Genomic DNA, 15203 nt, shown 5'->3' with positions numbered 1-15203 from the left:
AACGATGTGCGGTTTACTTCGCGTGCCACCAGGAAAGTCGCGTGGATAGTGGCAAAGAGGCACTTTTGAGAAAAACGGGTGGGCGTGTCGAAAAATGAACGAGGACTCACTAGCATTTAGTCGTTACTTCGCTTCACGGAAGTAAATCTCACACAGACAATGATCAGAGGAGAGCGTATGAGTACTGCACAACCGGCCACGATGTCTGATGTGCGCAACTGGCCGGACCTGCTTGTTGGTCTCATGCGCGGCGTTCACATGGATACTGACACCTCGGCGTGGGCGATGGACCAAATTATGTCCGGTGTTGTCCCAGACGTCACCATGGCATCGTTCTTGGTCGCGCACCATGCAAAGGGCGAAACGGTTAACGAGATCAACGGCCTTGTCCGCTCCATGTATGAACATGCTGTGCGAATCGACGGCCTCGAAGATTCGGTGGACATCGTTGGAACCGGGGGAGACCGTGCTAAGACGGTCAATATTTCCTCGACCGCCTCTTTCATCATCGCCGCATCTGGGCAACGGGTCCTCAAACACGGAAACCGGGCAACGTCCTCGGCGTCCGGGTCCGCTGACGTCCTCGAAACCCTTGGCCTTCAGCTTGAACTGGGCCCAGAAGCCGCCACGGAGCTCGCCAAGTGCGAGAACATGGCGTTCCTCTTCGCGAACGTCTATCACCCGTCGATGCGGTTCATTGCACCTGTGCGTAAGCAAATCGCTGTTCCGTCTGCTTTTAACATCCTGGGGCCACTTACTAACCCAGCGCGCACTAAGAAGGCGGCTATTGGGGTTGCTGACCCTGCCATGATCGACCTCGTTACTGGGGTTCTTAACAACCGTGGCGACCAGGCAGTCGTGTTTCGTTCCCGCGACGGGCTCGACGAGCTCAGCAACACCGATGTGAACGACGTGTGGGAAGTCCGCGACGGCAATATCACGCACTGGGAGTTCGACGCTGCAGCCTTGGGTTTGCCACGTGTAACAAAAGACGACCTCCGCGGCGGAGATCCAGCGTTCAACGCCTCGGTCATGCAGCGTACGCTCTCGGGTGAACATTCGCCGGTGCGTGACGTTGTGCTCCTCAACGCAGCGGCAGCGTTGGTTGCCGCTGACTGCGTCTCAGAGGGGTCGTTCACGGAACGGTTGGCAGCGAAGTTTGACACGGTCGCCGAGGTCGTTGACTCCGGGGCTGCGCGCGCCAAGTTAGATTCGGTGGTCCGTGCGTCGCAGGATCTTCGGAGCGCCCAAGGCTGACTCGTTGAGAGCTTGCTGATACCCGTTGATGGGCTGAGCAATTGGCTCTTCTAAGTCCAGAAGGACGGCACCGTCGTTCATGGCCCAGTGGTAGATCAGTGAGCGCTCTTCGGCGAGCCCACGGTGGCTTTCTGGAAACTGTGCCGCGGTGAGAGCCAAGCTGTGAGACACGCTACCCAGATCGGCTCCCCATGGGACGTGCTCTGAAGCCCCCAAGAGCCCGCGGTGGACAACCGCTACGTCAAACCCGTGATCGGTAGCTACTGCGACGGCGAGTCGCCCCGACTCTTCAACGCTGCTGTTTTGTTCTCCGCGTGCTCCCGCGCGTAAGACGCTGATGGCTACGTCTCGGGCTTGGGCCGCTTCTTCATAGCGTTCATGAATTGCCAACTGTTTCAAATGGTCCATCGTGTTGTCGACAAACGCCTGAGGTTGCCCCTCCAGGAGAGCGGTTACGGGGCTGATTCCGTTCAGGTACTCCTGGGGATTCGTGACACCGTTGCACGGACCACCGCATTTACCCATTTCTCCGGCTGGGCATGGTCGAAAATCGGCACGTTCTGGTTTTGCAGTACACCGCTTGAGCGGATACATGCGTTCCAGCAAATCTTTTGCGACACGTGCTGACGCGTTCTTCCGGAAGGGTCCCAACGCCAGCATGCCCGGTGCGGGTGGCGTCCGGGCTATCGAAAGACGAGGGAATCTATCGGTTGTTAGTTTGAGCCACGTCTCACGCGATGCACCTTTTGAACGCCGGTTATACGGAGGTTGAAGTTCGTCAATCAAGCGAACTTCACGCACCCGTGCTTCGAGCTCGGTGGGACATACGACTGTTCGAATGCTCTGCGCCGCTGTCACCATTTCGGCCATTCGTCCGCGTGACTCTGCAGCGTTGAAGTATGACGTGACGCGTGATCGCATGTCTCGGCTACTGCCCACGTAGAGAACACGGTCGGAACCGTCGACAAACATGTACACACCGGGTGCATGTGGCACATCTCTAGCTAGGTGTTTCTTTGACTGCCGGACTTTCCACCCTTGTGGTTTGAGGCTCTCAAGTTCTTCAAAAGTGGTCACGCCCAGCGCACCAAAGCGCTCGAACATGCACTGCAGAATATGGTGTGTCGCACGCGCGTCCTCAAGTGCCCGGTGTACCGGGGGAGTAGGCGCGTTAAAGAACGTGGCGAGCGTGCCAAGTTTATGATTACGTACTTCCTGCCTTGTGACGCACAGCCTAGCCAACTTCACAGTGTCCAACACGGAATACGATGGCCACGGATAATCAAGACGTGCACACGCTTCGCGAAGAAATCCAATGTCGAAGCCAGCGTTGTGCGCAACCAAGGTACTTCCGTGTGCAAACTCAAGAAACATTGGGATCACAGAAGATAATTCCGGCGCAGTTGCCACCATCGAGTTAGTAATGCCCGTCAGTCGCTCAACAAAAGGCGAAATCACGGAACGGGTGGGTTTCACAAGCGTCTGAAACTCACCAATTATCTCTCCACCACGACTTTTGACCGCGCCGATCTCCGTGATGTCACCGTTGGCCGCATTGGCGCCCGTGGTTTCAAGGTCGACGACAGTGAACGTCACATCGTGGAGTTCGGTGCCCAGATCGGCAAACGTCATGGGTCCGCGAGATGCGGAGCGGTCAAAACGATAGTTCATAACTCATATGGTTCTAGATGGCACTGACACGGTGCCACAGACTGTTCAGGACGCATGACGAAACTCGTCGCCTCGCACACCACTAAACTTGCGCGCCCCCGTCATCGTCGTGGCGCCTTTCCTTAGGCAAGGTGAAGATCGCCCCCACGCCACCTCCGGCGGCTGCCACAACGCACACGATGGACGCCCACATGGGCACGGGCCGCACAAACAGCACCAACACGATGATCGCAAGAATTCCACCGACCAAAGCGACAAGCGAAACGACTCGCGCCGGCTGAGCATCACTAAGATTCACCTTTTCGACGACCGGACCTTCCCAGTCTTCGCGTTGCTCAAGGTACTCGGTGACTTCTTCTGCCGAGACTTCCGAGTTGTACGCTGTCGAACGTCCAAAATCGGCAACAATCGCGTCCCAATCTTCGTCACGGACGCGTTCGTCTTCGCTCAGCCGTTCCCATTCAGGAACAGAGTCACCGTTGTCGCTATTTTTCATGCTTCGTCACGTGCCAGGGTACGTTCAATCTGCTGAATAATCATCGGTGCATCATAATCCAGAGTGGCCACGTGCAAACTTTCACGCATAATCACACGGTTCACGTTTTGTGCAGTACGGGCAATAAAATCACTCGACCGCGAAGCAACCACGTTATCGGTCGAAGACGACATCAGTGTCACCGGCGTTTGCAATGACCAGAGCCGAGCACGCACGCGCTCACATCCACGGTACAACTGGGCTACTCCACTCAACGGGGTGCGTGGATAGGCGTATTCATCCATGCCGGGCCGTGCAATATCGCCACCGATAGACTTCACATCTGTAATGAACGGCGAAAGCACACCCGCAAAACGCGCAAGAGGTGAATCAACGTACACAGCCGGGTTAACCAGCACGCCGGCGGCAACCTCGGGCCGAGAAACCAACGCCTCCAACGCCAGCGTGCCACCCATCGACAACCCAGTAACAACCACGCGGTCGTGTTCCGCAAGCGCCGAATCAACTCCGTCCAACGCACAGTCAACCCAGTCTTCCCACGTGCAGTCGAGCATATCTGTCCACACCGTGCCGTGCCCAGGCAGAAGAGGAACCGACACCGACGCACCCGTCGACGCATGCACGCGGTGCGCAATGTCGCGCCACACATACGGGGAGCCGGTGAAACCGTGCAGCATCACAACTGCGGCAGACGATTCGCCACGCAAGGAAATCGGGGACGACACAGAATCAGTTGTCGTTAACTCAGTCATGTTTCCAGCATGCCACAGTGCCATATAGTGAATGCGGAACCGTCGAAAGGTGAGCGAGTGTTTTATTGGGTCCTCAAACGGATCTTGGTTGGTCCGTTGCTTAAGATCCTCTTCCGCCCATGGGTCCGAGGGATTGAGAACATTCCAGAAGAAGGTGGCGCGATCATCGCGGGTAACCACCTGTCGTTTATGGACTCTATTTTCATTCCGCTCATCGCACCCCGCCCGGTCGTGTACTTGGCGAAGAAGGACTATTTCACCGGTCCTGGCATTAAGGGCCGGCTCGTGCGGTCGTTCTTCTTGGCAACGAACCAGTTGCCCATGGACCGAGGTGGTGGCTCCGCTTCCGAGGCATCGCTCAAGTCCGGTTTAAAGGTCCTCAACGACGGCAAGTTGCTCGGTATCTACCCAGAAGGGACGCGCTCCCCAGATGGTCGCCTCTACCGAGGTCGTACCGGCGTTGCGCGACTGGTGCTGGAGTCTGGTTGTCCAGTAGTCCCGGTGGCGCTTATCGGCACGGACAAGGTTCAGCCTCAGGGAAAAATGGTCCCAAAGTTGCGCCGAGTTGGAATTGTTTTTGGTAAGCCCATCGATTTTTCACGCTACGAGAACGTACCCGAGGACCGTTTTCTCCTGCGCTCGATTACCGACGAAATCATGTACGAGATTCTGAGGCTGTCGGGGCAGGAGTACGTCGACACGTATGCGTCCACAGTGAAGACACGTTTGCTGGCCGAAAAGAAGGACTCTGACCCTAGCTCGTAAGGGCCCTTTTGCCTTCTGCAAGCGGTGCGTGAGTGTTCGATAATTTCGATAACGGCGACACGCCAAATCGTTATCTGCGCGGTTGTTGAGTCAGGGTCGCCAAGCACATAGTTTCGTTTACGTAGATCATCCCGAAAGCCATGCGCATGTAGAATGGAGTAATTCCGCAAGCGCTTGAGCCCCACTTCCCCCTGGGGTGTAAGGAGTAATTGGTGTGAACCAGAGCCCAGAAGTAGCAGCGTCCCAATCGCGCGAGGCGCAAGGACTGCTATTTAACGACGACCTACCCGAACTTAACGAGGAAATTGGGTATCGCGGACCCGTCGTCGCCAACGTTATTGGTATTACGTACCGTCAGCTCGACTACTGGGCACGAACCAACCTGGTCCAGCCGACCATTCAGACGGCATCCGGCTCGGGTTCTACGCGTCTTTACTCGTTCCGCGACATTCTGGTGCTGAAGATCATCAAGCGTCTGCTGGACACCGGTGTTTCACTCAATCAGATCCGCGTCGCTGTGGGGTCACTGCGTGAACACGGTATCGATGACCTTTCAAACATCACGCTCATGAGCGACGGCTCTTCCGTGTTTGAATGCACTTCTCCCGACGAGGTCATTGACCTCCTTCAGGGAGGCCAGGGAGTCTTTGGAATTTCGGTTGGGCGTGTATGGCGCGACGTCGAAGGAACTTTGGCTGAACTGCCCAGCGAACGTCCTGAAGCTCCTGTCGCACCTGTTGACGAACTTGCGTTGCGTCGCGCTGCTAAGAAGAAGATCGGCTAGGTCGCGCTACTTAAAAGCTTTTATTTTGGGGGATTAACATTGAGCGGGGAACCGGTTGGTTCCCCGCTCATTTTGTGTGCTCTGTGTTTTACAGATTGATCGCACTAGTGCTTTGGTTTGCGTCCTTTGGTTTCCTTCATCGACTCAATCTTGCGCGAAAGCATGGCGTCGAATCCCGCTGCGTTCGCATTGTGATCGGATGCCTGAGTAGGTTCCTTAGACTTTTTCTTTGGTTTTTCAAGCTTTGCGTCGGTGTCTGGTTTTGAACCCTTGTCTGTTTTTACGTCCTTGCCCGTTTTGGTAGCTTTCTTTTCGGCTGACTTCTTTGGGGCGTCAGCAGGCTTTTGTGGGGCCCCAACGGGTTTCTTTGGAGCCTCGGCCTTCGGTTGTGGCGACGGCGTCTTCGGCGTTTCCTTAGGAGCTTCAGCGTTCGGCTCTTGAGGCTTCGTTCCAGACGAATCGCGTGTTCCACCTTTTCCGCGCACATTCATACTGCGCAATGCGCGGTCAAGAATGGAATCAAATGCAGACGCGAGTTCACCGGCTGGCTTACCCGGCCATTCGTGGATCGGGCGTGCCGATCCCTGCGCCTGCTGAAGTACGGTACGTTCCGATAGTGGCGGGTTGAGGACAAGCGGCCCAAACATATCTTTGAGCTCTTGAATCCGGAAACTCTGTTCGCGAGATGAGGGACGCACGCGGTTAACGACGATACCCAGAGGTTGAAGCTTAGCGGCACTCCTACGACGAAGTTCATCGGTGGCTCGCAAAGCGCGGTCGGCAGCGGCCACTGAGAACAGGCCGGGTTCCGTCACGATTAAGACTCGCTGGCTCGCTGTCCACGCAGCTCGAGTGAGCCCGTTGAGCGATGGAGGGCAGTCGATGAGTACCAGGCGGTACTTGGAGCCATTGCGCTTGATGGCTTCGCGTAGACGTTTAAGGTACCGGTCTGACAGCGAGGGCCGATCGAACTCCGCGGCCCGAGGCGAACCGGGAATCACGTCGAGTACGCCGTGTTTCCCTTCAACCCATCCAGAAGGGGTGATCGCCTGGTTGACGAGTTTGCTCTTGGGGGCAGAAAGAACATCCGCAATGTCAGCTGGGGTAGTGACCGGAACATCGAGCCCAGTTGAAGCATCTGCCTGAGGATCCATATCCACGACGAGCGTAGGAATGCCACGGCTCAACGCCGCTGAGGCGAGCCCCAGAGTTACGGAGGTCTTACCGACCCCACCTTTTAGACTAGAAACGCTAAGAACAAGCACACTCTAACGTTAGCGGATTCTGCCCGTTTGGTGTCTTAAGGTCGCTAATTGTGAACACACGACTGGCGTCAACGCGTGTTGCACACTACGAACTGCCGGTGACAATCGAGCTCGTTGAGCCGGTCGGTGACGGGGCCACCTGAAGTTTGCATGGGATTGACTGCTGCATTTCTTCGACGTGTGAAATGACGCCAACAGATCTACCGTGCGCACGCAACTCGTCGAGCACTGTCATGACTGCGTCCAGCGCTTGAGGGTCAAGACTGCCAAAACCTTCGTCAATAAACAGGGAGTCCAATTGAATACCACCTGCGTGTGCAGAAACAGTGTCGGCAAGGCCCAGTGCCAAGCTGAGCGAAGCCATAAAGGACTCGCCGCCTGACAGTGTTCGCGGGTCCCGCTCTTCCGATGTGAAGGTGTCGACAACTTTCAGGAGCAAACCACCTTTTGTTTGCCCAGTTTGGCGTTCATACGCGTGTTCGAGGCGATAGCGCTGGCGAGACATCACCTCGAGCCTGTCCGACGCCGCTTGCGTTACTTGAGCAAACATTTCACCCAGCACGAAAGACTTGAGTGTGATGCGGGGAGCGTTGGACGGGCTAGTCGCGTTGACGATCTGCGCCAGCTCTACGATGCGTTCGTTGTGCGCGAGTTCCGTTTCACAGGAACGTTCCTGTTCAAGGGCCGTGCTCCGCGCGTGGTGGGCAGCATCTCGCCTCTTCATGGCGTGAAACAGCCGTTTGCTGGCCACATCAAGGTCTGCTGTGTAGCTCTCTAGTACACGTTGTTGCGCCATGACACGCTCAGTCAGTTGATCGTATGTGAGAGGTTCGTCGATACCTCGCGCGTACCAATCAGATGCACGATTTTCCCGCAGAAGGGTCGCGTGTTGCTCCATCAAGTTGAGTCGGTGTGAAGCGTCCTCGAGATCCGCGCTTCGCAGTTCGTTGAATTCGTCATGTTCGGTAAAGACCGAGGTGTCAAACGCAGTCGCCCACTCACTTTCCCGCTCATGGAGGTCGGTGATCCGGGATTGCAGTTCTCGGGATAGCTCCAGGCTCTTCTCTACCCGTTGCACAAGCGACTCCACATATCGTTCGAGATCCTGCGCTTGAGTTGCACGCGTAGGGGCAGACCTATCGATAACGTTGAGCAACGATTCGGGTACCGAGGTTTCAGACTCAAGGTGCTCAATTTGGGTGTCCACGCGGATGCGTTCTTTTTCGCAGTCGGTCTGTTTGACACGCATTGCTTCCATGGCGTGTTCCGCTTGCTCAAGCTCTTTCTGAAGCTTCGCGTGTGTTTCCGTCAAGCGTTTATGCTCATCTTGAAGTCTTCTGTATTCGGCCTGTTTACGTACACACTGCTGTTCAATTTCCGACGTCTGTTCATATTCTTGCCGTTGCTTTGAAAGCTCTTCCCATGTGGCACGTTCTTTCACATACTCGCCGCTGAGCACAGAGTGCCGTTCATTCGCTTGTGACATCGCGTCGAACGCGTTGTCTTCGTCCGCTTGCCCCGGGGCCTGGGGCTGCTTGTGTGCGGGGGAGGGGTGATCGGTGGAACCACATACTGGGCACGACTTGTTCTTGTGTAGTTTGGCGGCAAGTTCCCCAGCAATACCAGCTAATTGTTGAGATCGAATGGAGTCATACGCCTTCCGCGCTTCCTGTGCGCGTACACGTGCTTCTTCGAGTTGGTCCTTCAGACGTTCACAATTCTGAGTGAGTTTCTGTAGCTTGGAATCGAGTGCGTACACACGGTCACGCACCGCTGTGGAATCTTCATAAGCATTCTGTGCCTGGTCGACTGCGTGTGTAATCACGTGTGGATCATCAAGTGCCTCAAACTGGGCGCGTTTTTCTTCAACGTGCTGAGTCAGCGTGTCAACACGAGACGAGTAATCGCCCAGCTGCTGCTCGAGTTGTGTCTTGTGGGCATCGAGCGCTTCGAGTTCACTAAAGGCGCGACGTGATCTGCGCGTGACGTCGAGCAGTTCCTTTAATTCGCTGGCACTGTTGTCGAACGGCGAAGCCGCTTCATCGCGTTCAGCTCGAACCTTGTTGGCCAGTCGCCTGGCACGTTCATATTCGTCCCATGCGGGCCCAATTCTGTGGGCTTCCCTCATACGTTTGACGCGTTTCGCGTACTGCGAGTGCCCTTCGGGGTCGTACTTTCTTTCCACTTCACGGTGCTTGAGAAAATGTTCCGCGTCATCGCGTCTTTGGCGAAGCTCTTCCACACGTGACTCTGCCGTATCTTTACGTGATTGGGCCATGTCATTCACGCGCTGAGCAGTCTGGTATCGACTTTCCTCTTCGATGTACGCGACTGTCGCGGCAGCACCGACATTCGTCAGGGATGGGTGTGTTGAAAGCTGCCGAATGCCTGGCACGTGAGCGTTTTCTAAAAAGCGCGTGATCTTCTCAGCACGTCGCGTTCGAATTTCCGAGGTGCTTTTATTTGCCTCACTTTGCATCCGACTGAGGTTTGCGGCCACCATGCCGAACCGTTCGGTTCCAAAAAGTCGTTCAAGGATGGCTTCCCGCTCCGTGGCATTTGCTCGAAGGAACGCAGAGAAGTCTCCCTGTGGCAACATCATGACGCGCGTGAACTGATCGCCGTTCAGGCCTACGTTCTCGTGAACAATCTGAGCGACTTCCTCGTGCCTACGTGACCGGCCGATCCATTCACCCCCGATGTATTCGTGATAGCTGACACTTGCTGGCTGCGTCGTCATTCCAGTGCCACGCTGTTTGGTGCGTTCATAGGACGGCGATCGCTCGATCTTAAAGCGTTTGCTCCGTACTTCGCAGTCGAGGATTACTCGAGTTGTCGTATGCGGAGACGCGAACTGTGACCGTAGCTGTTTCACCTGGCCCCGGCCTCCCGGAACCTTTCCGTAGAGCGCAAAGCAGATGGCGTCGAGAATACTCGTTTTGCCTGCTCCTGTGGGTCCCGCAATCAGGAAAAGGCCGTCTGATGTCAGCGTTTGGAAATCGATTTCTTCCTTACTTGCGAACGGTCCAAATCCCTCGATCGTGAGGTGCAGAATTCTCATTGTTGTCCACCTCGCAGTGCTTCGTGGAAGAGTTCTAGTTCTTCCGGCGTGGGATCGTGTTGCGTGACATGTTTCATGAACGCACTGAACACGGCAGTATCAGTCGTGCGCTCTGTGTGGACGTGTTCGGCGGGTGAGCGTTGAAGATGCTCGTCCACCCAGCGCAGGTGAATGAGGTTAGGAATTTTCACTTTGAGCTTTTGAAGCGCTTGTGGAACCCGTTTTCTGTCAGTGAGTTCAAGTTCAACGAGAGCATCTTTATCAGACCAGTCGCGAGTCAGGGCTTGCTCAAAACTGCATCGAATGCTGTGGGCTCGCACGAATTGAGGAAGCTTAATCGCGTGGTACTTCACGCCGTCGGCGTCGACCTGCACCTCTTGCACGGTTTTCGGAATACGTGCTTCTTCAAATGAATAAGGGATGGGGGATCCGGAATACACAACTCCTTGAGTGATCTCTTGGGGTCGGTGTAAGTGCCCTAGAGCGGCATACGCGACTTTCGTGAAAACGCCACTGCCAACGTTGCCTACACCGCCCACTCCGATTTCGCGTTCAGACTCTGAAGGAGTCGCACCTGTCACAAACGCATGAGCAACGACAACTACCGGACGACCTGGGAAATGTTGCTCTGCATGCGCATGGATCTCTTGTACGCAATGGGAGATAACGGACTGGTGATTCCGTTGAACGTTCAGAGCCCGATGCACGAGGGCGGGTTCGAGGTAGGGGATCGCATAAATGACACAGTCGCCCATATCAATGGGCCATAGAATATCTTCCACATGTGTACGTAAGTGGATTCCTACGCGGTCCAACTGGTGACGGCTAAAACCCAGCCGATGAAACGAGTCGTGGTTGCCGCTCGATGCGATGACACGAATCCCGGCATCGGCCAAGCGGGTGATCGTGCGGTCAAACAGGTGAAGTGCATCGATAGGAGGCACCGCGCGGTCATACACATCACCGCTCACAACTACTGCATCGTACGAGCCGTCTTGGGCCAACTCGACAAAATGGTCAGCGAAGCGACTTTGCGCATCAGTGAGATCCACGCCGTGGAACGAGCGCCCCAAATGCCAATCCGATGTATGAAGAAACCGCATGCCATAAGCGTATCGAGAGGCACTGACACAGAAAGTCACGTCGCGACACCACGCACAAAGGTGCCCGGTGTCGTGTAGAACACATGTACTTTTGTAAAGTAGAAGCGTAGAAAATGGCGTGGGGCGAATCTGCCTACGTGAAACAAGGAAGGGCCTACATGTTCAAAAAGGTTCTGGTTGCCAACCGCGGTGAAATCGCGGTTCGCGCATTCCGTGCGGCATACGAATTGGGAGCGTCAACCGTCGCAGTTTTCCCATATGAGGACCGCAACTCTGAGCACCGCCTCAAAGCTGACGAAGCGTACCTGATTGGCGAAAAGGGACACCCGGTTCGCGCTTATTTGAGCGTCGAAGAGATTATCCGTGTCGCAAAGGAATCCGGCGCCGACGCGATCTACCCCGGTTACGGTTTCCTTTCCGAGAACCCGGATCTGGCACGCGCATGTGACGCTAATGGAATTACCTTCATTGGGCCCGCAGCCGAAGTTCTCCAAATGGCCGGAAACAAAGTCGACGCTCTCGACGCAGCCCGTCGCGCTGGCATTCCAACGCTTGCTTCGACCCGCCCTTCGGCAGACCTCGACAAATTGCTCGCCGAATCCGAAGAAATGGAGTTTCCGCTCTTCGTCAAGGCAGTCGCCGGTGGTGGTGGACGCGGTATGCGTCGCGTCAACTCGCGCACTGAGCTTGTCGACGCGCTTAAGGCGGCTATGCGAGAAGCTGAAGGTGCGTTTGGCGACCCGACCGTCTTCATTGAACAGGCCGTTCAGCGACCACGCCACATTGAGGTGCAGGTTCTCGCTGACAACGACTCCAATGCTGTTCACCTTTTTGAGCGCGACTGCTCGATTCAGCGTCGCCACCAGAAAGTCGTCGAGATTGCTCCCGCTCCACACCTCGACCCCGAAATCGCACAGGCTCTTCACGAAGATGCTCTGAAGTTCTCCCGGGCCTTGGGTTACCAGAACGCCGGAACGGTCGAATTCCTGCTCGAAACGGAAGGTCCACGTAAGGGCAAACACGCGTTCATCGAGATGAATCCGCGCATCCAGGTGGAACACACGGTGACTGAAGAGATCACCGACGTCGACCTCGTGCAGTCGCAGATGCGGATCGCAGCCGGAGCTTCACTCGATGAACTTGGCCTTACACAAGACAACATCCACATCAAGGGCGCTGCGCTCCAGTGCCGTATCACCACCGAGGACCCGGCGAACTCGTTCCGACCTGACACGGGAACCATCACCGCCTACCGCTCCGCCGGTGGTGCCGGTGTCCGCCTTGACGGCGGAACCGTCTATGCGGGCGCCGAGGTGTCGGCCCACTTTGACTCCATGCTGGTGAAGTGCACCACGCGCGGACGCACCTTTGAGCAGGCGGCTTCACGTGCCAACCGTGCGTTGGCTGAGTTCCGTATTCGCGGTGTAGCTACCAACATTGGGTTCCTGCGTGCCGTCCTGGCTGATCCTGCTTTCCAGGCTGGCGACCTCGCCACGACGTTTATTGATGAACGCCCGTACCTGCTTGAAGCAAAGGTCGGTGCCGACCGTGGTTCGAAGCTTCTTGAGTATCTGGCGAACGTCACCGTGAACCGTCCACACGGATCGTCTCCTGTTGCCTTGCAGCCCCGTGAGAAGCTTCCCCAATTCGACATTTCAGGTGAAGCACCTGCAGGTCACCGCCAGAAGCTACAGGAACTGGGACCTGAAAAGTGGGCACAGGCGCTGCGCCAAGAGAACGCTCTGCGCGTCACCGACACTACGTTCCGCGATGCCCACCAGTCGCTTTTGGCAACCCGTGTGCGTACCCGCGATCTCGTCGATGTCGCACCGTACGTCGCACGCATGACTCCTGAACTTCTCAGTGTCGAAGCATGGGGTGGCGCTACGTACGACGTCGCTCTGCGCTTCCTTGCAGAAGACCCGTGGGAACGTCTCGAGAAGCTGCGCGACGCCATGCCGAACCTCAACCTGCAGATGCTTCTGCGTGGTCGTAACACCGTGGGTTACACCCCGTACCCCACCAAGGTCACGGACGCGTTCGTTGACGAAGCAACACGCACTGGTGTCGACATCTTCCGTATTTTCGACGCACTCAACGACGTCAACCAGATGCGCCCAGCTATCGACGCCGTTCGCAACACGGGAACTGCGGTTGCCGAAGTAGCACTCTGCTACACTTCGGACCTCAACAACCCCAACGAGAAGCTCTACACGCTCGACTACTACCTCAACCTTGCTGAAGAGATCGTCGAGTCTGGCGCCCATGTCCTAGCAATTAAGGACATGGCCGGCCTGTTGCGCCCTGCAGCAGCCAAGAAGCTGGTCTCTGCGCTTCGTTCAAACTTCGACCTGCCGGTTCACGTCCACACCCACGACACTGCAGGTGGTCAGTTGGCGACACTCATCGCCGCTGCTGAAGCAGGGGCAGACGTCGTGGACGCAGCAAGCGCTTCGATGGCAGGAACCACCAGCCAGCCGTCGCTTTCAGCTCTGGTCGCCGCGTTTGAAAACACCGAACGCGACACCGGGCTGAACCTGCGCAACGTTGAGGACCTCGAACCTTACTGGGAGAGTGTGCGCAACGTCTACAAGCCATTCGAATCTGGGCTTCCTGGACCAACCGGACGCGTGTACAAGCACGAAATTCCGGGCGGTCAGCTGTCCAACTTGCGCCAGCAGGCAAACGCTCTAGGACTGGGTGAAAAGTTCGAAGAAATTGAAGACTTCTACGCGGCTGCCGACAAGATTCTGGGCCACCTCGTCAAGGTGACTCCTTCTTCGAAGGTCGTGGGTGACCTCGCACTGCACATGGTCGCAGTGGGAGCGGACCCACAGGACTTCGCTGAGAACCCACAGAACTACGACATCCCAGACTCTGTTGTCGGATTCCTCAGCGGCGACCTCGGGGACCCTCCGGGTGGCTGGCCAGAGCCTTTCCGCACCAAGGCGCTGGAAGGACGCACCCACAAGGCCCCTGCAAGCGAACTTTCGCCTAACGACTCCAAGCTTTTGGACGAACAGGGTGAAGTGCGTCGTGACACTCTGAACCGTCTGCTCTTCCCGCAGCCGGCCAAGGAGTTCCTCAGCATGCGCGATACCTACGGCGATCTTTCGGTCCTCAACACCACCGACTACCTGTACGGTCTGGAAGAGGGCGAAGAGCACGCCGTTGTCATCGACAAGGGTAAGGCGCTTCTTCTGGGCATCCAGGCAATCGGTGCGGCCGATGACCGCGGTATGCGCACCGTGATGTGTACTCTAAATGGTCAGCTGCGCCCGCTGTCGGTACGCGACGAATCCATCAAGGTTGACGTTGCGGCGGCCGAACGTGCCGACACCTCAAACCCTGGTCACGTGGCCAGCCCGTTCGCTGGTGTTGTCACTCTGCAGGTGAAGGAAGGCGACAAGGTCAAGGCAGGCCAGACGGTTGCCACGATCGAAGCGATGAAGATGGAAGCCTCGATCACCTCCCACATCGATGGAACGGTGTCTCGTTTGGCAATTGGCCCAGTCGCGCAGCTTGAAGGTGGCGACCTAGTCGTTGTGATCGATGGCTAATCGCGCGATTCGTACGTTTGGGGATCCGGTTCTGCGTACAACGTGTGAGCCGGTGACCCAGTTCGGAGAGTCCACCGTCGCGCTGGCACAGGATTTGTTGGACACGGCAGCGCCGAAAGGTCGCGCCGCCGTTGCCGCCCCGCAGATCGGTATCGCTGTGCGCGCCTTTGGGTATGACTTGCACGGTCGTAGGGGAGCGGTTTTCAATCCCGAGGTCGTTACAAGTGGCGAGGTTCGGGATATTGACGAGGGTTGCCTGTCAGTCCCGGGACTATTCTTCCCAACTCCTCGCTACGAGTTTGCGACAGTACGCGGGGTCGATGAACACGGTCAGGCCGTTGAGATTTCGGGTGACGGGGTGTTTGCACAGATGTTGCAACACGAAACCGATCACTTGAACGGCGTGGTGTACGTGCAGACCTTACCGTCTGACCGTCGAAAAGAGGCCATGCGCCAGATTCGACAGTCAGACTGGTTTATGAAGTAGCG

The 15203-nt window shown here is 56.5% G+C and carries 11 protein-coding genes; 5 read left to right on the top strand and 6 right to left on the bottom strand.

The window, feature by feature from the left end:
- Positions 1 to 177: 177 nt before the first annotated feature.
- The gene (trpD, locus tag MHX53_RS08395) at positions 178 to 1257 is read left to right on the top strand and encodes an anthranilate phosphoribosyltransferase (protein WP_239272178.1); all 1080 of its coding nucleotides are present in this window, start codon (positions 178 to 180) and stop codon (positions 1255 to 1257) included.
- Here the strand turns inward: trpD and MHX53_RS08390 are convergent.
- From MHX53_RS08390 to MHX53_RS08380, 3 genes are all read right to left on the bottom strand, one after another.
- Positions 1207 to 2928, bottom strand: coding sequence for a DEDD exonuclease domain-containing protein (locus tag MHX53_RS08390; RefSeq protein WP_239272176.1), 1722 nt, complete (start codon positions 2926 to 2928; stop codon positions 1207 to 1209). The two genes, trpD and MHX53_RS08390, sit on opposite strands and share 51 nt — an antisense overlap.
- 82 nt (positions 2929 to 3010) lie before the next feature.
- Positions 3011 to 3424, bottom strand: coding sequence for a hypothetical protein (locus MHX53_RS08385; protein ID WP_204514342.1), 414 nt, complete (start codon positions 3422 to 3424; stop codon positions 3011 to 3013).
- The gene (locus tag MHX53_RS08380; RefSeq protein WP_239272174.1) at positions 3421 to 4176 is read right to left on the bottom strand and encodes an alpha/beta fold hydrolase; all 756 of its coding nucleotides are present in this window, start codon (positions 4174 to 4176) and stop codon (positions 3421 to 3423) included. The genes MHX53_RS08385 and MHX53_RS08380 overlap by 4 nt, the downstream gene beginning before the upstream one ends.
- A 57-nt stretch (positions 4177 to 4233) precedes the next feature.
- Here MHX53_RS08380 and MHX53_RS08375 point away from each other — a divergent pair, with 57 nt between their 5' ends.
- Entirely contained in the window at positions 4234 to 4941 is a 708-nt protein-coding gene (locus tag MHX53_RS08375) for a lysophospholipid acyltransferase family protein (protein ID WP_239272172.1), read from the top strand.
- A 214-nt stretch (positions 4942 to 5155) separates the two neighbouring features.
- Entirely contained in the window at positions 5156 to 5725 is a 570-nt protein-coding gene (locus MHX53_RS08370) for a MerR family transcriptional regulator (RefSeq protein WP_204514345.1), read from the top strand.
- A gap of 104 nt (positions 5726 to 5829) precedes the next feature.
- Here MHX53_RS08370 and MHX53_RS08365 read toward each other — a convergent pair whose 3' ends face one another.
- The 3 genes from MHX53_RS08365 to MHX53_RS08355 form a co-directional block, all read right to left on the bottom strand.
- Entirely contained in the window at positions 5830 to 6990 is a 1161-nt protein-coding gene (locus MHX53_RS08365) for an AAA family ATPase (RefSeq protein WP_343212362.1), read from the bottom strand.
- A gap of 85 nt (positions 6991 to 7075) precedes the next feature.
- Positions 7076 to 10051, bottom strand: a complete 2976-nt coding sequence (locus MHX53_RS08360; RefSeq protein WP_239272170.1) for an SMC family ATPase — start codon at positions 10049 to 10051, stop codon at positions 7076 to 7078.
- A complete protein-coding gene (locus MHX53_RS08355; RefSeq protein ID WP_239272168.1) occupies positions 10048 to 11154 on the bottom strand; it encodes an exonuclease SbcCD subunit D in 1107 nt (368 codons plus the stop codon). Before MHX53_RS08355 ends, MHX53_RS08360 begins: the two co-directional genes overlap by 4 nt.
- Positions 11155 to 11312: 158 nt before the next feature.
- On the opposite strand from MHX53_RS08355, the gene MHX53_RS08350 reads away from it, so the two are divergent.
- Positions 11313 to 14714, top strand: coding sequence for a pyruvate carboxylase (locus MHX53_RS08350; protein ID WP_239272166.1), 3402 nt, complete (start codon positions 11313 to 11315; stop codon positions 14712 to 14714).
- Positions 14707 to 15201, top strand: a complete 495-nt coding sequence (locus MHX53_RS08345) for a peptide deformylase (protein WP_239272164.1) — start codon at positions 14707 to 14709, stop codon at positions 15199 to 15201. The genes MHX53_RS08350 and MHX53_RS08345 overlap by 8 nt, the downstream gene beginning before the upstream one ends.
- Positions 15202 to 15203: the final 2 nt, after the last annotated feature.

Origin of the sequence: Brevibacterium sp. ACRRH (assembly GCF_022346365.1) — a bacterium.
Lineage (GTDB): Bacteria > Actinomycetota > Actinomycetes > Actinomycetales > Brevibacteriaceae > Brevibacterium > Brevibacterium paucivorans.
This window is presented reverse-complemented; position numbering and strand designations above follow the sequence as displayed.